15 protein-coding genes are annotated in these 22,653 nt (G+C 72.2%); 4 read left to right on the top strand and 11 right to left on the bottom strand.

Going from position 1 to position 22,653, the window contains the following annotated elements; all coding sequences use genetic code 11:
- Positions 1–20: 20 nt before the first annotated feature.
- From VF106_RS37930 to VF106_RS37880, 11 genes are all read right to left on the bottom strand, one after another.
- Positions 21–692: a hypothetical protein gene (locus VF106_RS37930; protein ID WP_330844799.1), complete on the bottom strand. Its 672-nt coding sequence runs from the start codon at positions 690–692 to the stop codon at positions 21–23.
- A complete protein-coding gene (locus VF106_RS37925; RefSeq protein WP_330844798.1) occupies positions 689–2,320 on the bottom strand; it encodes an AbeC-like domain-containing protein in 1,632 nt (543 codons plus the stop codon). The genes VF106_RS37930 and VF106_RS37925 overlap by 4 nt, the downstream gene beginning before the upstream one ends.
- A 174-nt stretch (positions 2,321–2,494) precedes the next feature.
- Entirely contained in the window at positions 2,495–3,541 is a 1,047-nt protein-coding gene (locus tag VF106_RS37920; protein WP_330844797.1) for an isoaspartyl peptidase/L-asparaginase family protein, read from the bottom strand.
- 109 nt (positions 3,542–3,650) lie between these two features.
- Complete coding sequence (locus VF106_RS37915) at positions 3,651–4,718, bottom strand: M23 family metallopeptidase (protein ID WP_330844796.1); 1,068 nt, start codon at positions 4,716–4,718, stop codon at positions 3,651–3,653.
- A gap of 174 nt (positions 4,719–4,892) precedes the next feature.
- Complete coding sequence (locus VF106_RS37910; protein WP_330844795.1) at positions 4,893–5,735, bottom strand: NAD(P)-dependent oxidoreductase; 843 nt, start codon at positions 5,733–5,735, stop codon at positions 4,893–4,895.
- 119 nt (positions 5,736–5,854) lie between these two features.
- Positions 5,855–8,653, bottom strand: coding sequence for an ATP-binding protein (locus tag VF106_RS37905; RefSeq protein ID WP_330844794.1), 2,799 nt, complete (start codon positions 8,651–8,653; stop codon positions 5,855–5,857).
- 14 nt (positions 8,654–8,667) lie between these two features.
- Positions 8,668–11,187: an AAA family ATPase gene (locus VF106_RS37900; RefSeq protein ID WP_330844793.1), complete on the bottom strand. Its 2,520-nt coding sequence runs from the start codon at positions 11,185–11,187 to the stop codon at positions 8,668–8,670.
- Positions 11,174–13,897 (bottom strand): LuxR C-terminal-related transcriptional regulator, encoded by a 2,724-nt coding sequence (locus tag VF106_RS37895; protein ID WP_330844792.1) that lies wholly within the window; start codon positions 13,895–13,897, stop codon positions 11,174–11,176. Before VF106_RS37895 ends, VF106_RS37900 begins: the two co-directional genes overlap by 14 nt.
- Positions 13,898–13,980: 83 nt before the next feature.
- A complete protein-coding gene (locus tag VF106_RS37890; protein ID WP_330844791.1) occupies positions 13,981–14,787 on the bottom strand; it encodes an ATP-binding cassette domain-containing protein in 807 nt (268 codons plus the stop codon).
- On the bottom strand, positions 14,784–15,812 hold the full coding sequence (locus VF106_RS37885; RefSeq protein ID WP_330844790.1) for an ABC transporter permease: 1,029 nt from the start codon (positions 15,810–15,812) through the stop codon (positions 14,784–14,786). Before VF106_RS37885 ends, VF106_RS37890 begins: the two co-directional genes overlap by 4 nt.
- 61 nt (positions 15,813–15,873) lie before the next feature.
- Positions 15,874–16,896, bottom strand: a complete 1,023-nt coding sequence (locus VF106_RS37880) for a sugar ABC transporter substrate-binding protein (RefSeq protein ID WP_330844789.1) — start codon at positions 16,894–16,896, stop codon at positions 15,874–15,876.
- Positions 16,897–17,128: 232 nt separating this feature from the next.
- Here VF106_RS37880 and VF106_RS37875 point away from each other — a divergent pair, with 232 nt between their 5' ends.
- The 4 genes from VF106_RS37875 (at position 17,129) to VF106_RS37860 (ending at position 22,653) form a co-directional block, all read left to right on the top strand.
- A complete protein-coding gene (locus VF106_RS37875; RefSeq protein WP_330844788.1) occupies positions 17,129–18,235 on the top strand; it encodes a LacI family DNA-binding transcriptional regulator in 1,107 nt (368 codons plus the stop codon).
- A 151-nt stretch (positions 18,236–18,386) separates the two neighbouring features.
- Complete coding sequence (locus VF106_RS37870) at positions 18,387–19,025, top strand: hypothetical protein (protein ID WP_330844787.1); 639 nt, start codon at positions 18,387–18,389, stop codon at positions 19,023–19,025.
- A gap of 2 nt (positions 19,026–19,027) precedes the next feature.
- Positions 19,028–21,553 carry a putative PEP-binding protein gene (locus VF106_RS37865; protein ID WP_330844882.1) on the top strand — a complete coding sequence of 842 codons (2,526 nt, stop codon included), beginning with the start codon at positions 19,028–19,030 and terminating at the stop codon, positions 21,551–21,553.
- The gene (locus VF106_RS37860) at positions 21,550–22,653 is read left to right on the top strand and encodes an acyl-CoA dehydrogenase family protein (RefSeq protein ID WP_330844786.1); all 1,104 of its coding nucleotides are present in this window, start codon (positions 21,550–21,552) and stop codon (positions 22,651–22,653) included. The genes VF106_RS37865 and VF106_RS37860 overlap by 4 nt, the downstream gene beginning before the upstream one ends.

The following is a 22,653-nucleotide window of genomic DNA, read 5'->3' as shown; positions in this document are numbered from 1 at the left end:
AGCCCGATGTTCGCGCACATTCAGCAGAGCCGGAGCCACGCGGGCGCCGCGAACTCCTTGGCGGTGACGGTGACGGGCGTGAAGTCGGCGGGGTCGAGGTGGCCCGGCCTGATGACGTCGTCGTGCAGCGCCTGGCTCACCAGTACAACCAGGTCGGTGTCCGGGTGGTCCCGGATCGACTGACGGAGAACCTCGCTGTCCACCAGGCGGTGCAGGTCGACGACCAGCTGCCCGGTGAAGCCGAGCGGCCCGGTGCCCACCAGCCCGGTGCCGATGGACATGCGCAGCCGCATGCGGTCGCGGTACCGCCGGTTGTCGCGGCCGAGGCGCTCTCCCATCGCGGAGATCATCGTCGGCAGCACCCGCGACCAGTCCACGCCGGCCGGCAGGAACGCCAGGCGCGAGTCACCGGAGTCGCTGCCGATCGTGTCCTCGGGGTCGATCCCGAGGTCGGCGAGCACGCGACGGACCAGCTCGTCGAGCCGGTGCTGCAGCTCCGCCTGGGACTCCGCGTCGCGGTGCCCGAAGCCGACGACGTCCACCACGAAGCCGAGTCGCGGAGCCATACCGTCCACGGCCGGCCGCTGTTCCGCGCGGGGAGCGGGCGCCGCGCCGACCGTGTTCCCGTTGCCAGCCACCACGTTCCCGCCGACGTCGCCGCCGACGCTGATCTCGTTGTGCTGCTGGTTCATCCGCGCCCACCCGTCACAATCGCGGCGTCGCCGATCCTGTTGCCGGTGCCGGCCACGACGTTGCCGCCGACGGAACCGGCGATCTGGACGTTGTTGTTGACCACCGACGCCGCCTGCGCGTCGAACGTCGCCGGCGAGTAGCCGCCCGCGCGCATCATCCGGCTCACCGCGAGAACCAGCCGGCTCTCCAGCATCTTCACGTACCGGTCGACGTCGAGGAGCTGGAAGTAGTTGTGCACGTCGTCGTCCGCGGCCAGCTCCCGCAGGCCACGGCCGGAGCCGTACAGCTCGGGGCTGGGGATCCCGCGTTCCTGGGGCACCGGCCGCAGGAACGACAGCAGGCGCACCAACCGGCCGGGCAGCGACGCGGGTACCGCGAGCAGGTCCAGCACGCCCTGTCCGAACGGGCGCAGCACCGACCGGGACATCCGGTCGATCGCCCGGTACTCCTTGCGGACCGGGAGCAGCACGCACGGCGTCCACTCGACGTACAACGCGCCCCTGCCGACCGCGACGTGGACGAACACCGTCACGACGAGGTCGCGGTCCCACGTCTCGACCTGGTAGCACCGGTAGTAGCGGGCCCACTCCAGCGGTTCGGCGCGGATCGCCCGCGCCCGCTCGGGATGGACCATGCCGAACGGCGCGACACCCGGCCGTTTCAGGAAGTCCGCGGCGACCGCGTCGTCAAGGTGGTCGATGAGGTCGTGCGCGGAGACGATCACCACCTCCCCCGGACCGAGCTCGCCGAGCCGTCGGCCCGGCGCGAGGGTGTTCGTCGACCGCAGCGAGGTGATCTCCTCGTGGATGCCCGCGTACAGGGACTCGGTCGTCAGCTCGGCGGTCCGCGCGGCGTCCGGCAGTTCCTCCAACGGGACCGCGATCGACCACGGCCCGTCCACCGTGCCGGCGCCGACGAACGGCACGAACTCCCGGTACACCACCAGACGCACGGGCTCGGCGGACTGTCCGGACGTGCCGGGCCGGGCGCCTGCGTGGCGGCGCAGCTGGGTGAGCTGGCGGCTCGGGCTGAACCGCAGGATCGGGCGGTCCCGCAACCACGGCACCACTCTCGTGACGCGGTTCGGCCAGAACCGCCGGTGCAGGTGACCCCACACCACGAACCGGTCGGCCAGCAGCACCGCGAGCATCGCGACGGCGACCGCGACGGCTCCGAGGTCCGAGAATCCTTGGTAGGAAGGGAGGTCGAGCAGACGGGGCGCGAGGTACGCGAGCGCGCCCGCGGCGAGCAGGACGGCCAGGTATGCGGCCACGTGCCAGGTTCGCCGTGGCGGGGTCGTGGCGGGCACGCCGATCAGCAGTGCCAGCGCGAGCCAGCCGACGAGGAACTCGACCGAGGCGACGAGAACGACCCCGATCGCGAGCGCGATCAGCGCGAGGTCCCTGAGTTTGCGCCTGGTGCGGGCGGCCACGGCCTCACCGAGCACCGCGACCGCGTCCACCCCGGGAGACGCCGGGACGGGCCGGGTGGGTTCGATCAGGAACTCCCGGATCGCGCGATCGGCGTAGTCGGGATCCAGATGGGTGGCGGCGCACAGGTAGCGCGTGGTCTCGTCCCTTGGCCGCGCGGGCCACTGGCCATTGCAGTTCGACATGTCGATCGTCATCGGTCCTGCTGTTCTGCGAGTCTCGTGCGATATCTCGCCCTCCCGTCGCCGAACCAACACATGACGTTTCGTGTCTCCGCGTCGGTTCACCCGTACGCAGGACCGGTGGACGCGGTGAAGGGGGCCTTCCCGACTGTCCTTCACCGCGTCCACCGGTCACGCTGGTGACGACCGTCAGCCGGTGGGCGTCTCGTCGTCGTAGACGCGGGTGACGATTCGGCCGTCACGGGTGATGTAGCCGTTGATCAGGCCCGGGGTGCTGTGCGGGGTGGCGAGCGTGCCCCGTGGGTCGAGTGCGATCACGCCGCCGGTGGCGCCGAGCGAGGGGATCTTCTCGTTGACGACCTTCGCCGCGGCGCGGTCCACCGGGGCCCGGGTGTACTCCATGATCGCGGAGAGGTCGTAGGCCGCCACGCCGCGGATGAACACCTCGCCGGTGCCCGTGCAGGACACCGCGACCGTGCGGTTGTTCGCGTAGGTGCCGGCGCCGATGATCGGGGAGTCGCCGACCCGGCCGACCAGCTTGTTGGTCAGCCCGCCGGTCGAGGTGGCCGCCGCGACGTCGCGTGCTGAGTCCACCGCCACCGCGCCGACCGTGCTGCCGCCTTGCTCGGCGGTGGCGTCGGGCTCCTTGGCGGCCAGCAGCGCGTCCCACCGGCGCTGGGTGAAGAAGTAGTCCTGCGTCGTGTACGGCACACCATTGCGCAGCGCGAACGTGTCGGCGCCGACGCCCGCCATCATGACGTGCGGGGAACGCTCCATCACCATGCGCGCCAACGAGATCGGGTTCTTGGTGTTGTGCACGCCAGCGACCGCGCCGGATCGCAGGTCCTTGCCGTTCATGATCGACGCGTCCAGCTCGTGCTCGGCGTCGGTGTTGAACACCGCGCCCCGGCCGGCGTTGAAGTTCGGGTCGTCCTCCAGCACACGGACGGCCGCCTCCACCGCGTCCAGGCTGGGGCGGCCTTCCCGCAGCAGCCTGGAGCCGGTCCGCAGGGCCGCGGTGAGCCCGTCGCGGTAGGCGCGTTCCTGCTCGGGCGTGATGGTGCCACGCGGCAGCGACCCGGCACCGCCGTGCACGGCGAGCACGACGTCGCGGATCGCGGCTCCGCCTGGCGGCGCCGGTGCGGGCTCGGCGGAGCCGGCCGCCGAGCCGGACAGGCCGAGCACGGCGGCGACACCCAGTGCCGCGACGAGAAGACGAGGTTGCAGGGCGGACATCGAACCTCCTCGAGAACGAAAACGGTTCAGCGAGGCTCGTTCGAGCCTCGCTGAACCAGCTTTCCGTGTCCGCAGGGGTTCGCACGGTCAGCGTCGAGGAGAAGCGGTTTTAGATGTCCACTCCGTGGCCGCGTAGCCAGGGCAGCGGGTCGATCTTGGTGCCGTCCTGGTGCACCTCGAAGTGCAGGTGCGGGCCGGTCGACTCGCCCCGGTTGCCCAACGTCGCGATCTGTTCGCCTGCGGCGACCTGCTGGCCGACGCTCACGAGCGACTCGTTGATGTGGCCGTAGACCGTGATCAGCCCGCCGGCGTGCTGCACCCGCACCCACAGGCCGAAACCGCTCGCCGGGCCGGAGTCGATCACCTCGCCGGCCATGGCGGACAGGATCGGCGTGCCGATGGTGTTGGCGATGTCGATGCCGTAGTGGATGGTGCCGCCACGCGGACCGAAGGTGGAGGTGAGCCTGCCGACGGCGGGCCTCACGACCGCACCGGCGGCGGACGTGACGCCTGCGCCGAGGGTCGCCCTGCGGTTGGCCAGCTGGTCCGTCTCCGCCTTGGCCGCGCCCTCGGCGGCCACCGCCTCGTTGTAGGCCTGCTCGGCCGTCACCTTCGCGGTGAGGGCCGCGTCGCGGTTGGTCTCGACCTCGTCGAGTGCCGACTGGGCCTCGCGGTCGGCCTGGACCTTCTGGTCGACCGCGATCTGCGTGGTGTCCATGACATCGCCGTACTGTCCGGCGAGCACCGACAGCATCGACGCCCGCTCCAGCAGGTCCGACGGACCGTTCGAGCCGAGGTAGGCGCTTGCCGAGAAGGCGAGGCTGCCGTGGCGGTAGCTCGCCGAGGCGAACGTGTCGAGCTCGGCCCGCGCGGCCAGCTCCTGTGTCGTGGCCGCGTCGGCCTCCGCGCGGGTCACCGCGACCTTGTCCTGCGCGGCCGTGACCGCCGCGCTCAGGTCCTGGTACCGCTTCTCGGCAGCGGTGAACGCCTCGTAGGTTTGGCCGAGGCGCACCTGAGCCGCCTTCAGCTCGGCGTCGGCGGCGTCGATCTGGTCGGAGACCGAGTCGTCCGGCTGCGCCACGGCCGCGGCGGACGGACCGGCCAGTGCGTGGGCGGCGGTCATCGTGGCGATGAGCGTCGCGAAGGTGGCTCTGTTCAGTGCGCGACGCGCACCCATGAGGCTCCCAGGGGTCGTTGGGGGTACACGCGGAGCGGGGGAACACCGTGCGCACCCGGGGTCGGGGGTCCCGCCGACTATGCCCGCGGGTCAACCCGGAAGCCATGTAACTTGAGATGAATCACAACATTTCGGCAACGATCACGACACGTAATAAACGTGAGGATTGACGGATCAGTTGACCTGCGCGGCGGCGTGGTCGATGTCCAGGCCGGTCAGCCTGCGCACCACGGCGTTCGTCGCGTCCACGATCGGGGACGGCAGGCCAGCGCGCGCCGCGAGTCGCTGGGCGATGCCGACGTCCCTGGCCAGCGACTCCAGACCCTGCGGACCGCTTTCCCTTGACGCGCCGGACGACTGGTACCCCTGGATCAACGCGCTGCGCGCCACCTCTGGGTCGACGCCGCTGCGCTCGGCGAGGGCCAGCACCTCGGCCACCGCCATGATCCCGCTGGCCACGAGGACCTGGTGGCACACGCCCACCACCTGACCGGCGCCGGGCGGACCGCAGCGGGACACCCTGCCGAGCAGGTTCAGCCACGGCATCGCCGCGTCGATGTCCTCTGGCTCGCCGCCCGCCATGATCGACAACGTCCCGGTGGACGCCCCGGCCGGCCCCCCGGCGGCCGGGGCATCCACGTACCGGTGACCTCGCGCGCCGAGCGCCGCCGCCATCTCCGTCGCGACCGTCGGCGCCACGACACTGAGGTCGATCACCAACAGCTCGGCGTCACGGGGCAGCCCGTCGAGCAGACCATCCGGACCGAACACCACATCGGTCACCCGCTCGCCCGCCGGCACACACACGAGAACCGTCATCCCCTCGCCGCCGGCGAGTTCGGAGACGACCCCCGCGGGGTTCGGTCGGGTGGAGATCGAGGGGTGGTGGGCGAACTTCTGCCGGCTCCCCGCGTCGTGGCTGGTCGCCACGACCGAAACACCCTGGTAGCACAGCCGCTCCGCGACGGCGTGCCCCATAGCGCCCAGTCCGATTACGCCCACCGGTGGATTGTTCACGGCGCGATCGTAGGAATGGCGAACACGGAGGGTCAACAAGCGCGGGCCTAACCTCGTGGTCCGTTCGGCCCGATGGTTCGGTCGAGGCCTCGCTCCGTACCTTCGTGGTACGGACTTCACTACCCACCGTCTTCGAGCGGCGGTACCACCCGGACGAGCTCGGTGCGCCCGCGCACCCCGAGCTTGCGGAACGTGCTCGTCAGATGCTTCTCCACCGCCCGCCGGGTGACGCCGAGGAACTGTGCGATGTCGTGGTTGGCGTGCCCCTCGGCGGCCAACCGCGCCACCCGCAGCTCCGTCCGGGTCAGCGCCCGGTGCCCGTTCCCGCCGTTGACGTCGCTCCCGGCCTGCGCCGCCAGCTCGTTGTCGTCGAGCTCCAGCGCCAGCTCGTGGCACCGGCGCAGGTGCTCGGCCGCCTCAGGGTCTCCCCTGTCCCGCAGCCGGGTCCCGAGCCGCAGCAAGGATCTGGCCAGCTCGAGCCGGTTGACCGAGCCCGAGAGCACCTCGACCGACTCCCGCAGGACGCCGATCCCCGCGTCACCCTCGACGGCGTCGCCGAGCACCCGCTTGGCACGGCCGAGCGCGGCAGGCGCGCCCCACTCGGCGGCCCGCCGGCAGTCCTCCTCGGCGACCTCGCGGGCGGCGTCGAGGTCGCCGAGACGCCGGTGCAGGTCCGCGGTCAGCGTCCGCCACGGCGCCAGGACGGGGTTGCGCCAGCCAGAGCGAACCGTGTGCCGGCCGTTCTCCTGGAAGTGCTCCAGCGCGGCACGCAGGTCGCCTTCCGCCATGGCCACGGTGCCGCGCAGCAGGTGCGGGATGCTGACCAGGCACGCGTTGGTCTCGTTGCGGCACGCGGCGAGCACGGTGCGGGCCAGTTCGGCGTCCCCGGTCGCGGCCGCCACCCCGGCGAGGGTGATGACCGTGGTGGAGTTGGCGGCGTTCCAGTCGAGCGCGCCGAGTTCGAGCGCGTCCCGCGTGACGCGGCGGGCGTCGGCGAGCCGGCCGGTGTACATGGCGACCGCGGCCTGCTCGGTCCTGATCAACGCCTGCTCGATCACCGCGCCCTGCCGGCTGGCGTGGTCGTGGCACATCTCCAGCCACGGCTCGATCCGCTCCGTCGACTCGGCGGCCGCCAGCATGGTCACGAGCATCGGCAGCGAGGTGTGCACATGGGACGGCGAGGCGGGTTCCCGGGCCAGGATCCGCTCGGCGGCCGCGGCCACCGCGGTGGCGGGGTCGCGGGCGGTGAGCGTCGCGGCGAACAGCAGCATGGCGAGCAGCTCCCGCTCGGCTGGCGTGTCCACCGGCGGCTCGGCGCCCAGCCCGTCGAGCCGTCTGAGCGTGTCGGCCAGCTCGGCCGGGTCGGTGAAGTCGAGATGGCGCACGCGGGCCTCGAGCCGCAGCTTCAGCTCCCGGTCCTGGCCGGGCAGCTCGTCGATGTCGCCCAGGTCGTCGAACACCTGGCGGATCAGCGTGCGGATCACCGGTGAGGCGTCGCCAAGCAGGGCGGGCGCCAGCCGCACCACCGCGCCGGCGCGGTCGCGTGCCGACGGGAGCAGCGGGAGCGCGTGGGTGATGTGCCTGATCGAGGTGCGCATGTCGAACTGCCGCTCCACGGTGGCGAGGTCGACCAGCAGCTGGGCCCGGTCCTCGCCCTCCGGCGCGGTGTCCAGCAGCGCGCGGCGCAGGTAGCGGGCCGCGATCTCCGGCGCTCCCCGTCGCAGCGCCGTGGCGGCCGCCGCACGCAACACCTCGATCGCCCATCGCCCCTGCGGCGTGGAGAGCACCAGCAGCTGCGCGGCCACCTGTTCCGCGGTGTACCCGCTGCCGTGCAGCAGCCGGACGGCCTCCACGTGCAGCCGTTCGCGTTCCTCCGCGGTCATCGACTCCTCGACCGCGTCCTGCACGACGGCGTGGATGAACCGGGGCTGCGCAGCCCCGGTCAGCAGGCCGAGCTGGCGCAGCACCCGCATCGCTTCCGCGCAGGCGACGCCGTCCAGGCCGGCGAGCCGCCCGATGATCTCGAGGTCGGCCTGGCCGTTCAGCGTGGCCACGGCCTTGGCGAAGGCCTGGAGCGCTTCCGGCTGCCCGTGCAGGCAGTCGATGACGCGGCCACGCAGCTGGGCGGGCCGCAGCGAGCGGGCACGGTCGGCGTGTTCCGCCTTCGGCGGCACACCGGCGAGGGACAGGGTGAGCAGGATCGACCCGAGGAACAGCGGGTTGCCGTCGGTCGTCTCGTGGCAGGCCAGGACGAACTCGTCGTCGCCTGGTTCCCCGCAGCGTTCCGCGATGAGGGCACGGGTGGCCGCCAGCGAGAACGGCCGCGGCCGCAACAGGTGGGCGGCGGCTCGGGTGACGGCGCGCACCGCGGGCGTGGTCGAGGCCAGGTCGCCCTCGCGAACGGTGACCACCACGACGACCGGCAGCCGGCTCACACGGTTCGCCAGATGGGCGAGCCACTGCAGCGACGGGTCGTCGACCCATTGGAGGTCGTCGACCAGGATCAGCAGTGGCTGCTCGGCGCTCAACCGCTCGGCGAACGCCTGCAGGCCGAGCGACACGGCCTGCCGCACGGCGACGGCGCCGCCCTCGGCGTCGAACGAGTCGTCGGCGAAGACCATGTCGGCGAGCCCGGCCGCCCCGGACAGCCACCGCCGTCGCTGCTCCTCGCAGGCGCCGTGCAGTGTGGCTTCCAGAAGCTGGCGCACCACACCGAAGGCGTAGTCCCGCTCCAACGCCGAGGCGCTGGCGGTGAGCACCCGGGTGTCGTTACCCGCCAGGGCCGGCAGGGCGCGCAACAGCTTCGACTTGCCGCCGCCCAGCGGTCCGCTGATCACCAGCAGCGCACCCATGCCCTGGTGAGCGGCCCGGACCGCGCTCACGACCAGGGCCCGCTCACTGTCCCGTTCGAGCAGCACGAAAGTCGAACCTCCTAGTCCCGGCCGGGAACCGTACCCGGGAAAGGCTCCCAGCCCAGGGTCCGTGCCAGTTTCGCCAGGCTGCCGGCGCCGTGTGACCTGGCGAGCTCGCCGGCCTCGGTCGCGACCCGGGCCGACTCCTCGGGCGCCCCGGCGTCGCGGTACTCCGTCGCCAGCTCGAGCAGGGCCTTGATGTACCGCAGCCGCGCCGGCGAGTCCCGCAGCACGTCGACCGCGGCCCGCAGGCTGTCCAGTCGCGCGGGGCCATCCAACACCATCGAGGCGGCCAGTTGTGCGCTGCCGACCATGCTCGCCGCGCCCCAGCGCCGCGCGAGCACCAGCTCCTCGGTGACCAGCCGCTCGGCATCCACGCTGTTCCCGCAGGCCCGGTGGGCAAGCGCCGCGAACGAACGCCAGTTGGCCAGGGCCGGGTTGACCCACTGCCGGGCCAGGAGTCGCCGCCCCACTTCGCGCAGGTGCTCGACGGCGCCGGCCGGCTCGCCGGTGAGCAGCAGGAACACGCCCTTCGTGTAGAGGAACCTGGCCCATCCGACGCCGGACTCGACGCCCGGGAGCAGCTCGGTCGCGACGAGCTCCGCCGCGCTGTCGAGCTGGCCGGCCTCCAGGTACATGCTCGTGCGCAGCGCCAGCACGGTCGGCTGCGTCATCGGGTGCCAGTACGGGAACGGGACCATGGTCAGCGCCCGCTCGATGTCCTCGGCGGCGTCGTCGAGGCGGCCGGTCCGGGAACCGAGGTCGGCCCGCATCAGACGGGCCCATGCGGCGACGGTCCGGTCTCTCCTGCGCATCGCGTCCACCAGCACGGCGTCCAGGCCACGCGCCGCCTCGGCCACGTCGTCGCCGAGGAGCAGGGCGCGGCTCGCGGCGATCCGCGACGACAGAGGTGCCCGAGGGCCGGCGGCCAGGGTGACTCTCGCCAAAGCGAGGGTGCGGTCCCGGTCCTCGCCCCGTACCAGTAGCCGCCAGGCCAGCGTGGCGGCTCGCGCGGGGTCTCCGTGCGCCTCGGACAACGCGGGTGCCGGCACCGAACCGTCGTGCGGACCGTCCACGGCGAGCAGGTACATGGCCTCGAGTGCGGCACGGTCGGCCTCGGACAGGGTTCTCCCGAGCGCGCCGGTCACCGCATCCCGAAGCGACTCGGTGCTGCCCCTGGCCATCAGGAGGTCGGCGGCACGCACCCGTAGCGGACCGACCTCCTCTCCTCCCGGCCCGGCGATCACCCGGACCAGTCGCCGGTCGCTCGCCTCAGGTGCGTGCGTGACCTCGATCGAGGCCAGGTCGGTGAGCAGAGCGGCCCGGCTCACCTCGTCCAGCGGTTCGCGCAACGCACGCGCCAGCAGCCGGCCGGCGTCCTCGGCTCGCCCTTCCGCGTCGGCGCGGGCCGCCGCCTCCGTCAGCGCACGCACCGCCCAGTCCTGGCCGACCACCGGCGCGGAGCACAGCAGGCGAGCCAGCGCGGACGACCCGATGGCGGCCCGCTGCCCCAGCTCGGCCGCGGCGGCGAACAGCTGCTCGCGCTCGGCGACGCTCAGGTGCGCCAGCACCCGAGCGTGGGTGTGTGGGCACGCCAGACGTGGCGGATCGCCGGCGATCGGCACGCTCTGCTCCCGCAGCCGTTCCAGCGTGCGTGCCGCGGTCGGCGCGTCGAGCCGGGCGAGCTGTACGAGCAGGTCCCAGTCCAGGTCGCCCTCTCCCACGAGGATCGCCCGCAGCAGGGCGAGCTGGGGCGGCGACAGCTCGGTGAGCATCTCGTCGGCCCAGTCGGAGACGTCCACCCGCATGCCAGCCTCCAGCGACGGCACGTGCGCGACGGTCGCGGTGAACGCGCCATCGCGGAGCGCCTCGGTCACACCCCGGAAAAGCCGTGGCAGGCCACAGGTCCGCTGGAGCACCGCCCTGACGAACCCGTCCTCCGGCTGTGCCCCACCGGCCTCGGCCAACACCTGGCGGACACCGGCCACGCTCAACACCGCGGGCCGCAGGACATGCCATTCGGCGCCGGCGTCGACGGCGAGGTCCTGCGCCTCCGCCACGGCCGTCCGGCTCGCCAGGCCCGGCTGCCCGGCGGAATAGACGATCATCAGCGGGACCTCGCCGATCCGGCGCAGCACCGCGAGCAGCCACTGACGCGAGTACTCGTCGGTCCAGTGCGCGTCGTCGAGCGCGACCAGCAGCGGGCCCTGCCGGGCGACCGTGAGGAACGTCTGGCACAGGGCCATCGGCGACGGCAGGGGGTCCAGCGGGGTGAGCCCGGCGAGAACCTGGGCGACCATCCCACCGGTCAGTGCGGTTTCGGTGTGTGAGCAACGCGCGTACCTGACCCGCAGACCAGCGTGTTCCGCGTGCGCCATCGCCGCGGCGACCAGGCTGCTGCGTCCGACGCCGGGCGGTCCGGCGATCTCGACGACCGCGGCCCGTCCGGCCACGACACCCGCCGTCAACCGGCGCAGCAGCGCCACCTCCGCGTCCCGCTCGACGAGCGCGGGCGTCGTGGTGAGGTCAGGGCCGCCCATCGTCGCCCCGCTTTCCGGCCGTGATCGGGCAGAGCGTGGCCGGCGGCGCCGCCGCTGATCCCGGCGTGGCGATCTCCCGCAACGCCCGCGCCAGCTCGTCGCGGGAGGACACGCCGAGCTTCCGGTACGCCCGCGACAGGTGGGTCTCGACCGTGCGCACGCTGATGTACAGCTCCCGCGAGATCTCGCGGTTGGTCGCACCCGCCGAGGCGTGGTCGGCGACCCTTCGCTCCGCGGCGGTCAGCGGACCCGGCACCTCGGCGCTCGGCTTGCGGATCCGGCCGCCGGCGGCCATGAGCAGCCCGGTCGCGGTGGAGCGGATCACCCGGTGGCCGCACCGCGTCGCGACGTCCACGACACGGCGGAGGTGCTTGCGCGCCCCGGCGTCGTCGCCGGCACGCAGCAACGCGGCGCCGACGTGCAGCCCCGCGCGAAGCTCGCTGAGCCGGGCGGGCGACTCCGCCAACCGATCGACCGCCGCCACCATGAGGTCCACCTCCTGGGTGGCGATCCCCATGGCCAGCTGGCCCAACCCCAGCGCTTCCGCGGTGCCCCAGCGGGTGAGCGGCTCCGTCTGCGCCTCCACCAGCGTGCGTGCCTCGGCGTGACGTCCCTGCTCGGCCAGGACGACGGCGGCGAGCAGCCACCACTGAGCCAGCATGGGACTGCGGATCCCCGCTTCCTCCAGGCTCCGGCCACACCGCAGGACCAACGACAGCGCGCCGTCCTGATCGCCCTTCAGGAACCGCGCCTGTGCCCGTGCCATGAGCAGACCGTGGTGTTCCCACACGAAGGTCGGCTCATGGATCCCGTTCAGCACCATCTCGGCCCGCGCGTGCTCGCCCCGCTCCAGGAGGGCGGAGGCGAACGCCAGCCGGGGTGCCGCCCAGCCCCTGTCCCGACAGATCCTCATCGCGTTCTCGGCGTCGGCGGCAGCCTCCGCGCACCGCCCCATGCCCGCCGCGATCACCGACCGGGCGGCCAGCACATGGCAGTACGTCCGGCCGGTCTCGCTGCGTCGAATGGTCGCCGAGACCCCGTCCAGCACCGAGAGCGCTTCGGTGGGCACGCCGGCACGGTCCAGGATCCGCGCCGCCACGATCACCGGTCCGTTGTGGAGGACGACGGCTCCGGCGCTCGCCGCCCTGGCGCGCTCGGCGGCCTGTGTGGCGGAGCCGCCGTCCACCATGGCCGTGATCGCCAGCATGCCGAGGGCCAGCCGCTCGACCGGGGTGTCACCGGCCGGGACCCGCATCGCCCTGGCCCGGTCGAGCACCTCCGGCACGGTCGACGCACTGTGCAGACCGATGCCCAGGATGACCGACTCCAGCCGCGCACGTGCCTCCGCGTCGAGCCGCTCGTCGAGGGTGTCCAGTACGTCGCACAGCAGCGGGAACGCCCCGCCCACCCGCTGCGTCCGCAGGGCCAGCACCCCGAGGCGGTCCGCCAGCAGCGCGCGTGTCCTCGGGTCGCTGGTCGCCTCGATGGCTCGGCCGAGGTATGCCGCCGCCGCTTCCGGGTCGATGTCGGACATCACCCCGGCGAGCTCCACGAGTGTCTCCGTGTGCCCGGACAGCGCCGCCAGCGCCCGGTCCAGGAACGACGCCCCTGCCTCGGGGTCACCGTGGCGCCGCGCGTAGACCGCCGCGTCCCAGAGCGCGTAGTACATCCATGGCTCGTCCAGGTCGGGCAGCTCGACGAGCAGGCGGGCGACCCGCACCGGCGGGCGTCCCTCGTCGTGGAGCAGGCGTGCGGCACGGCGCCGAAGCGCGTCGAGCTCGGCAGGCGCCAGCGTGCCGAGGACGGCTCGGTCGACCGTGGGTTGGTCCGCCAGCAGCAGGCCGTGCCGGCGCAGGGCGTCCATCCCCGCCGACACCGCGGCCGGCGGCACTTCCAGCAACGTCGCGATCAGCTGTGGTTCGGTCGCGCCGACCAGGGCGACGGCGGTGGCCACTCGTCTCGCGTCGCCCGGCAGCCGGTCGAGCCTGGCCGGCAGCGCGGCGGCGAGCACCCGCTCGCCGATCTCAGCGGCGCGCTCCGCCTGGTCACCGTCGGGGCGCACGCCGTGCGCGCGCAGGCCGTCGAGCAACGTGCGTAACGACAGCGGGTGCCCGCCGGACAGGCGCGCGCAGGCACGGAGGAACGGTGGTTCTGGCACGTCGCCCAGCGCGACGGTGACCAGCTCGGTGATCTCGTCCGGCGACAGCGGTCCCAGCTCGATCGCGATCCCGGCGGAGAGCCCGGTGACGGTCGTGAGCACCGGGTGCGCGGCGTCGGAGTCGTAGGCCACCACCATGAGCAGCGGCTGGCCGGCGGTCCGGTGCAGCAGGCAGTCCACACACCGCAGCACGAGTGGATCGGCGGCGTGCGCGTCGTCGAGGACGATCGTCAGCGGCCCCTCGGCCAGCATGGCCGAGACCCGCCGCCACAGCCCGTGCACGACCGCGTGGTCATCGCCCCGCAGCGGGCCGAACCACTTCCGCAGGGGCTGCCGCCGGCCGTTGCCGAACAGCACCGCGCCCTCGGGGCCGGCCAACTCCGCGCGGGCGGAGGCCAGGAGGCTGCTCTTCCCCGTGCCGGCGACACCGCTGACGAACACCGCGCGGGAGTGCCCGCCGCGGGCCGCCGCGGCGGCCTCCCGCAGGACGGTGAGGGCGGCCGCGGGCCCGAGGTGTGGCAGGTCAGCACCGACCACCACACCTCCAGCCACGAGACCGCACCTCCCCCGGAACCATCGGCGCCAGCGTACACAGCGGACAGACGCGACCAGCGGTTCCGTAGTGGAGCGACCCGTCAGCCCTGAGCGTCCTCATAGACGCCGATCGGCGGGGGTGGCTCGGCGGCGCCGGTCATGATCGCGACCGCCTCGGACATCGTGTGCGACTCCGGGGTGATCACCGTGGCCCGCCTGCCGAGCCGCTGGATGTGGATACGGTCCGCGAGCTCGAAAACGTGCGGCATGTTGTGGCTGATCAGGATGACCGGCAGGCCGCGGTCACGGATCTCGCGGATGAGCCGCAGCACGCGGTTGCCCTCCTTGACGCCGAGCGCCGCGGTCGGCTCGTCGAGGATGACCACCTTGCTGCCGAACGCCGCCGAGCGGGCCACGGCGACGCCCTGGCGTTGTCCACCGGACAGGCTCTCCACGGCCTGGCCGATGTCCTGCAGGGTCGCGATGCCCAGCTCGCCCATGTGCCGGCGTGCCTCGGACTTCATGTGCTTGCGGTCGAGCATGCGGAACACCGAACCGAGGATGCCGGGCTTGCGTTCCTCCCGGCCGAGGAACAGGTTGTCCGCGATGTCGAGACCGGGTGCGACGGCGAGGGTCTGGTACACCGTCTCGATCCCCGCCTTGCGGGCGTCCATGGGGTTGTGGAAGTGGACCCGTTGCCCCTCCAGGTAGATCTCGCCCGCGTCCGGGATGAGCGCCCCGGACAGCGCCTTGATCAGGCTGGACTTGCCGGCCCCGTTGTCGCCGATCACGGCAAGGATCTCGCCGGGGTACAGCTCGATGTCGCTGTCGGCGATCGCGGTGACCGGCCCGTAGCGCTTGACCAGTCCCCTGGCACGCAGGACGGGTTCGCGAGTAGCGGTGGTCATGCCTTGACCTTCCTGATCCACTGGTCGATCGAGACGGCCGCGAGCACGAGCAGGCCGATCGCGAAGCCCTGCCAGACCACCTCGACGCCGCCGAGCTGCAGTCCGTTGCGGAACACACCCACGATCAGGGCGCCGACGAGCGTGCCGAGGATACGGCCGCGGCCACCGAACAGGCTGGTGCCGCCGATCACCACGGCGGTGATGGAGTCCAGGTTGTAGTCGACGCCGACGTTGGGGCTGGCCGACGCCAACCGTCCCATGAGGATCCACGCGCCGATGGCGTAGACGAGACCGGCCACCGTGTACACCGACAGCAGCACGCGGCCGGTGCGGATGCCGGCCAGCCGGGCGGCCTCGATGTCGTCACCGGTGGCGTAGACGTGCTTGCCCCACGCGGTGTTGGCCAGCGCGTAGCTGAAGAACCCGAACAGCGCCAACATGATGATCGACCCGTAGGTGATCCGGAAGTCGCCCATCGGGAACGTGTTCCCGGTCCAGGTCAGCAGGTCCGGCATGTCGGTGCCGCGGATGGTCTCGCTCTTGGAGACCACCGAGTTGAGTGAGAAGAAGATGCTGAGGGTGCCGAGCGTGACGATGAACGGCGGCAGCTTGAGCCGGGTCACCAGGACCCCGTTGACCACACCCATCAGCGTGCCCAGCACCAGCCCGACGGCCAGCGCGCTCGTGCCGGACAGGCCGACCTTCGCGGCGAGGTTGGCCATCAGGATGGACGAGAACACGGTGATCGCGCCGACCGACAGGTCGATGCCGGCGGTCAGGATGATCAGCGTCTGACCCAGCGCGAGCACCGCGATCACAGTGACCTGGGCGAGTACGAGGCCGAGGTTGGCCGGCATCAGGAACCGGTCGCTGACCACGCTGAAGGCGGCGATCGCCAGCACCAGCACGGCGATCGGGCCCAGCACCGGGTGGGCGTGCAGGACGTGTTGGACGCGCATCAGTGGCGACGCCGCCGGGCGGTCCTCGAGACCGCTGGGCGGCGGAGCTGGCGCGGTGACGGACATGTGACCTCCTCGTCGTGGTGGTGGGCCGGGTGGGGTGTCCCCACCCGGCCCTGGCTGGCCGTCAGCCCCAGCAGTTCTCGGTGCCGAAGGTCGTGTCCTTGGACTCGACGCCGTCCTCCGCCTGGTCGGTGATCAGCGTGACGCCGGTGTCGTAGAAGTCCTTGCCGGCGGTCGTCTCCGGCTTCGCCCCGTCATCGGCGAACTTCTTGATCGCCTCGACACCGAGCTGGGCCATCTTCAGTGGGTACTGCTGTGAGGTGGCGCCGATCTCGCCGGACTTGACCGCGGCCACGCCAGGGCAGCCACCGTCCACCGACACGATCGTCACGTCATTCTGCTTGCCCGCCGCCTTCAGCGCCTCGTACGCGCCTGCCGCCGCCGGCTCGTTGATCGTGTAGACGAGGTTGATCGACGGGTCCTTCTGCAGCAGGTTCTCCATCGCGGTGCGGCCGCCCTCCTCGGCGCCGTCGGTGACGTCGTGGCCGACGATCTGGGAGTCGGACTCGTCGCCGATCTTGGTCTTGTCACCGACGTCGATGCCGAAGCCCTCGAGGAAGCCCTGGTCGCGCTGGACGTCCACGGACACCTGGTTGGCGTTCAGGTCCAGCATCGCGATCTTCGCCTGCTTGCTCTCCTTGGCGAACTTCGCCTTCGCCCACTGCCCGATCAGCAGCCCGGCCTGGTAGTTGTCGGTGGCGAAGGTCGCGTCCACCGCGTCAGCCGGCTCGGTCGGGGTGTCCAGCGCGATCACCAGCAGCCCGGCCTGCCGCGCCTTGTCGATCGCGGGCACGATGGCCTTCGAGTCGCTCGGCGTGATCAGGAAACCCTTGGCGCCGGCCGAGATCAGCGACTCGATCGCCTGCACCTGGGACTCGTTGTCCCCGTCCTGCTTGCCAGCGAAGGTCTGCAGCGTCACGCCCTGCTCGTCGGCGGCCTTCTGCGCGCCTTCCTTCATCTTCACGAAGAAGGGGTTCGTGTCGGTCTTCGTGATCAGCCCGACGATGGGCTTGTCACCCGACCCGGAACCGTCACTCGAGCCGCACGCGGCCAGCGGAAGAGCAAGAGCGGCAATGCCGGCCAGCACCGCCACCCTCCGTGGTGTCCGTAGGTGAAACATGGTGAACCTTCCTTGGTTACACAGCCGACGGCGCCGGACAACGTTGTCAGGAGACACTGACCGAGGAGAACCTCGATTGACAAGGGATTATGTAAGTGATGCAGATCACATTCATCGAATCGTTGCGTTGCGGAAGACAACGATGTCTTAATGAGCGCTGGAGCGCGGAGATCCCGCGGACGCGAAGGATTGAGGGCCGATGAACGAGCTACCCCCTGCGGCGGCCGCGGTCCCGGACGTCGCGGCGGCTCGCCCGCCGACCATGCGTGAGGTCGCGGCCAAGGCCGGGGTCAGCCTCAAGACGGTGTCCCGCGTGGTGAACAACGAGTCCGGTGTGTCGCCGGCGCTGGCCGAACGCGTGCGCGAGGCGATCGAGGAGCTCGACTTCCGACCCAACGCCGGAGCGCGGTCACTGCGTCGCGCCGACCAGCGGTCCGCGTCGATAGCGTTGCTGCTCGAGGACGTGGCCAACCCGTTCTCCGCGGCCGTGCAGCGCGCGGTGGAGAACATCGCGGTGCCGCGCGGGGTGATGGTGTTCTCCGCCAGCCTGGACGAGGACCCGACCCGGGAACGCGCGCTGGCCAGGGAGTTCAGCGTCCGCCGCACCGACGGCCTGATCATCGCGCCGGCCGGCGACGACCAGTCCTACCTCGCCACCGAGCTCCGTGCCGGCACCCCCGTCGTCTGCGTCGACCGGGAGGTCCGCAACCTCGCCGCGGACTCGGTGGTCGCCACCAACGCCCTCGGCGCGGCGGAGGGCGTGCGCCACCTGGTCGCCGCGGGACACCGCCGGATCGCCTTCCTCGGGGACAGCTCCCGCATCGTCACCGCACAGCAGCGCTACGCCGGTTACCGGCACGCGCTCGACGAGGCCGGGATCCCGATCGACCCGGACATCGTGCGATACCAGGTCGGCGACTCCGCCGCCGCCGACAGCGCGGTCACGTCCATGCTGAGCCGGCCCGACCCACCCACCGCGCTGTTCACCGCACAGAACCTGATCACGATCGGCGCCGTGCGCGCACTACGCCGCCTCGGCCGCGAACACACCACAGCCCTCGTCGGCTTCGACGACTTCCAGCTCGCCGACCTCCTCACCCCCGGCATCACCGTCGTCGCCCAGGACCCGACCGCCATCGGCCGGTTCGCCGCCGACCTGCTGTTCGCCCGCCTGGACGGCACCGCGACCGCGCCGAGCGTGTACCTGGTCCCGACCACCCTCATCCGGCGCGGCTCGGGCGAGATCCCACCGCCTGAACCGGACGGCCATGCGCCGGGCCGCACCGTGAGGCCCACCTTTCTATAGGCGGTGTCAAAAAACAACCGGGCGGGTTTCTTGACATCGTCTTCGCTAAGCCTGCACGATTCCTTCACCACGAGGTCAACGCATCACGGCTGCTGCGAGACGGCCGTGACGCCGGTTCCGGAGGTGCGAACCGTCCGGAGAGGAGCGTGACATGGCCGCTGCCGACGCCGTCCCGTCCACAATCACCCTTGGTGAGGGCATCGAAGCCGCACTGGTCGACCTGGTGGTGCGCGGCATGTCGCGTGGTGACCCCTCGCCCGAGGTTCGGGCGCTCGCCGAGTCCGGGCTGGCGCTCCTCAAAGGACCGTTGGCGATGCCCACGCCGCGTGGCACCCAACTGGCCGGTGACGTCCTGCGGTTGCCGCCCGGGTCCGATGTCGAGCGTCAGGTGCGCTCGCTGTACGAGGCGTTCCTCCCGGTCAACCATCGGCTTCGGGACGTCTGTACCGGGTGGCAGTGTCACCCGGACGGACGGCCGAACGACCACTCCGACGATGCCTACGACGCGGGCGTCCGGGACGAGTTGGACGACGTGCACGACGCCGTGTCACCGATCCTGCGCCGGCTGGCCACCGCGCTACCCCGGTGCGCCGGCTACCTGCCTCGACTCGAGGACGCGCTCGACCGGCTCGACGACGGCGACCACTCCTGGCTGGCGTCACCCGTCATCGACTCCTACCACACCGTCTGGATGCACCTGCACCAGGAACTGCTGCTCGCGCTGGGCGTCAGCCGCAGCGAGGACGCGGATCTCGAACAGCGTCTTGTCGTCGCGAGGGCAGCCGGTTGAGCGTGATCGACCAGCGCGACACCGGCCATCACCGGTTCGTCCCTTTCGGACAGGGACGTGCGCGCGGCATGGACGCCAGGGCACTCGGCACCCACGGCCGTCAGGTGGACGAGCTGATCTCGCTCGGCCTGCCGACCGTCGCCGGGGTCACCGTCCCGGTCGCGGAAGTGGCGTCACTGACCGAACCGGACACCGCCGGCGCGGTCGTGGAGTTGCTGCAACAACTCTCCGGCCGCACGGCCGGCCACGGCGAGCGGCCCATGCTGATCCGCCTCACCGCGAGCGCCCCGGTCGCCGTCGCCGGGTTGCCGCCCGACCTGCCCGTGATCGGACTGACCCCCCGCAACAGCGCGGCCGTGCTGGACGCCGTGGGTGACGGGTCCGTGCTGCACGAGGTGTGGGCCGGGATGCTGCGGATGATCGGTGAACACGCCCTCGGTGTGCCCTCGGCACGGCTCGGCGACCTCCTGCTCGACCTCGCCGACCCGCGTGAGCAGGTGCCCGCCCTGCTCACCGCGCTCGCGCACGAGGGCACCGAGCCCTTCCCCGACGACACCGCGCGACAGCTCGCGCTCGCGGCCCGCACGATGCTCGCCCGCTGGGAGACGCCCCGGGCCGCGCGAGCCAGGCGTGCGCAGAAGCTGCCCCCCGACCTACCGCTGGCACTGCACGTCCAGGCGCTCGTACTGGGCCCGTGGCAGGACTCCGGCTACGGCACGGCCACCAGCCGCGACGCGGAAACCGGACGTTTCCGGCCCACCGGGTCGTTCTTCCGCGGGGTTCGGCGCAGTGCCCCACGGCCGCCGCACGCGGAGGACCTGTCCGCGTTGCCCGGCGGTCCCGGCCTGCTCGAGCACGCGCTGCTGACGCTGGAGCAGCACTTCGCCGGGCCGGCGTCCGTCGAGTTCGAACTGCGGGACGGCGAGCTCGCCCTTCTGTCCGCCCGTGTCGAGGCGAGCACCTCGGCGCGGGTCACCACCTGCCTGGCCGTCGACCTGGTGCGCAGCGGCGCACGCGACGAACCCGCCGCCGTCGAACAGGTCCGGCCCTCGGACGTGGTGGAGCTGATGCACGCCCAGCTCTCACTGACCGGCGAGGAACGGGAACTGGTCCGCGGCCTGCCGGCGTCGCCGGGCGCGGCGTGCGGTGAGGTGGTCTTCACCTCCGACGTCGCGGTCCAGCGGGCGGCCGAAGGTCACCGGGTGGTGCTCGTCGCCGCCGAGACCACACCGGCCGACGTACCCGGGCTGCTGGCGGCGGCAGGCGTGGTCACCACGAACGGAGGCCTCGCCTCCCACGCAGCGGTCGTCGCACGCGGGGCCGGCGTGCCGGCCGTGTGCGGCGCGTCCGCCTTGCGGATCAACAGGACCGGCGACACGACCACCGCCACCGCCGGCGAGCATGTTCTGCGTGAAGGTGACCTGGTTTCCCTCGACGGCCGAACCGGGGCGGTGTACGCGGGTGAGCTGGCGATCACCGCGGCGCGCCCGCCCGAGCAGCTGAACATCGTGCTGGGCTGGGCGGACACGCTGCGCCGCCTCGGTGTCCGGGCGAACGCCGACACCGGCCGGGACGCGAGGACGGCGGTCGAGCTGGGCGCCGAGGGCATCGGTCTCTGCCGCACCGAGCATCAGTTCCTTGGCGAGCGGCTGCCGCTGATCCGTCGGGTCATCCTGGCCACCGACCCCGAGACCGAGGGGCGGGCACTCGCGGCGCTGGCACGGGCGCAGCGCGAGGACTTCCGCGATCTGCTACTCGGGATCGGTTCGCGGCCGGTCACCGTGCGGCTCCTGGACGCCCCGATGCACGAGTTCCTGCCGGCGCCCGACCAGGCTGAGGACGAGGCCGCCGCGGTACGCGCGGCCGCGTTGCGGGAGGCGAACCCGATGCTCGGCGTGCGTGGGGTGCGCCTCGCGCTGCTGCACGAACGGCTCTATCCCGCGCAGGCGGAGGCGTTGTTCTCGGCGTGGCTGGACGTACGGGACCAGGGCGTGACGCCGGAGCTCGAGGTGATGATCCCGCTCGTCAGCCTCCCGGCGGAGCTGGAAACGGCCGCGCGGCAGGTCCGTGCCTCGGCCGACGCGGTCGCCGAACGGTCCGGAGTGGACATTCCGTACCGGCTCGGGGCCATGGTCGAGACGCCGAGGGCGGCCGTGATGGCCGGTGAACTGTCCCGCACCGCCGAGTTCCTTTCCTTCGGCACCAACGACCTCACACAGCTGACCTACGGTTTCTGCCGGGACGACGTGGAGCGCCGGATCCTGGCGCGCTACCAGGCAACCGGCCTGCTGTCGGCGAGCCCGTTCGTCGAGTTGGACACCGCAGGCGTTGGCGGGCTGATCGAGATCGCCGTGCGGCAGGCACGCGCGGTACGGCCGGGGATCAAGCTCGGGATCTGCGGCGAGCACGGCGGCAACCCGGCCTCGATCGCGTTCTGCGACCGGCTCGGGCTGGACTACGTGTCATGCTCGCCTGCCGGAGTCCCGGTGGCGCGGCTCGCCGCGGCGCACGCGGTGTCGGCGACATGACGCTGGCGCCCGCGTCCGGGTTGGACGGCGAGGAACTCGACGCGCTCCGGGACACCGTCCGTGCCGCGTGCGCCGACGCCGGCGGTACGGCCGCCGTGCGCCGGCTCGGTGAAGGCCCCGGGTACGACGAAACGCTGTGGCACCTGCTGTCCCGGGAGATCGGTCTCGGCGGCCTCGGACTCCCCCGCGGTGACGGCGGGCTCGCCGAAGTGGCCGTGGTGTGCGAGGAGCTGGGCCGGGTGCTCGCACCCGTGCCGTTCCTGGGCTCGACCGTGCTCGCCGGCCAGGTGCTGGCCCAGTGCGGGCCCGCCGCGGAAGCCGCCGTCGCCGCGGTGATCGCCGGCGAGGTGTACGCGCTCGCGGTCGCCGACGCCGACGGTGTCTGGCGCCCGGAGCGGCTGGCCGTGACGGCGCATCGGACGCCGGAGGGCTGGGTGCTGTCCGGCGCGAGCCCGTTCGTGGTCGACGGCGGCGCCGCGACGACGTTCGTCGTCGCGGCGGTCACCGGCGACGGGGTCGACGTGTTCACCGTGCCCGCAACGGATCCGGGTGTGCACGTGCTGGCGACCATGTGCCTCGATCTTGGCAGGCCGCAGGCCATGGTGCGGTTCACCGGTGCCGTCGGGAGCCCACTGACCGCGGATGGCGCCGGCGTGGCGGCCGTGACCGCGGGGCTGGACCGGGCGCTCGTGGCGCTCTCGGCCGAGCAACTCGGCGGTGCGCAAGCGTGCCTGGACATGACCGTCGTGTACGCCGCCCAGCGCACCCAGTTCGGCCGGGCGATCGGCAGCTTCCAGGCGGTCAAGCACCGCTGCGCGGACATGCTGCTGCGGGTCGAGACCGCGCGGTCGGCGGTCCTGCGGGCGGTGGCGGCCGAGGACGACCCGACCGCGCTGGCGGAGGCCGCGGCCGTGGCACAGATCTGGTGCGGCGAGGCGTTCACCTGGATCGCCGAGGAAACGGTGCAGCTGCACGGCGGCACCGGGTTCACCTGGGAGCACGACGCGCACCTGTACTTCCGGCGGGCGGTCGCCGACGCCGCGCTGTTCGGCGGTGCGAGCCACCACCGCGAACGCCTCGCCCAACTCCTCGGGTGGTGA

The organism is Actinophytocola sp., from assembly GCF_036378875.1.
Taxonomy (GTDB): domain Bacteria; phylum Actinomycetota; class Actinomycetes; order Mycobacteriales; family Pseudonocardiaceae; genus Actinophytocola.
This window is presented reverse-complemented; position numbering and strand designations above follow the sequence as displayed.

Coding starts and splice junctions, on each gene's coding strand:
- VF106_RS37870 (WP_330844787.1), top strand. CDS start 18,387: ATGGCCGCTGCCGACGCCGTCCCGTCCACAATCACCCTTGGTGAGGGC.
- VF106_RS37890 (WP_330844791.1), bottom strand. CDS start 14,787: ATGACCACCGCTACTCGCGAACCCGTCCTGCGTGCCAGGGGACTGGTC.
- VF106_RS37915 (WP_330844796.1), bottom strand. CDS start 4,718: ATGGGTGCGCGTCGCGCACTGAACAGAGCCACCTTCGCGACGCTCATC.
- VF106_RS37860 (WP_330844786.1), top strand. CDS start 21,550: ATGACGCTGGCGCCCGCGTCCGGGTTGGACGGCGAGGAACTCGACGCG.
- VF106_RS37875 (WP_330844788.1), top strand. CDS start 17,129: ATGAACGAGCTACCCCCTGCGGCGGCCGCGGTCCCGGACGTCGCGGCG.
- VF106_RS37930 (WP_330844799.1), bottom strand. CDS start 692: ATGAACCAGCAGCACAACGAGATCAGCGTCGGCGGCGACGTCGGCGGG.
- VF106_RS37925 (WP_330844798.1), bottom strand. CDS start 2,320: ATGACGATCGACATGTCGAACTGCAATGGCCAGTGGCCCGCGCGGCCA.
- VF106_RS37920 (WP_330844797.1), bottom strand. CDS start 3,541: ATGTCCGCCCTGCAACCTCGTCTTCTCGTCGCGGCACTGGGTGTCGCC.
- VF106_RS37885 (WP_330844790.1), bottom strand. CDS start 15,812: ATGTCCGTCACCGCGCCAGCTCCGCCGCCCAGCGGTCTCGAGGACCGC.
- VF106_RS37900 (WP_330844793.1), bottom strand. CDS start 11,187: ATGGGCGGCCCTGACCTCACCACGACGCCCGCGCTCGTCGAGCGGGAC.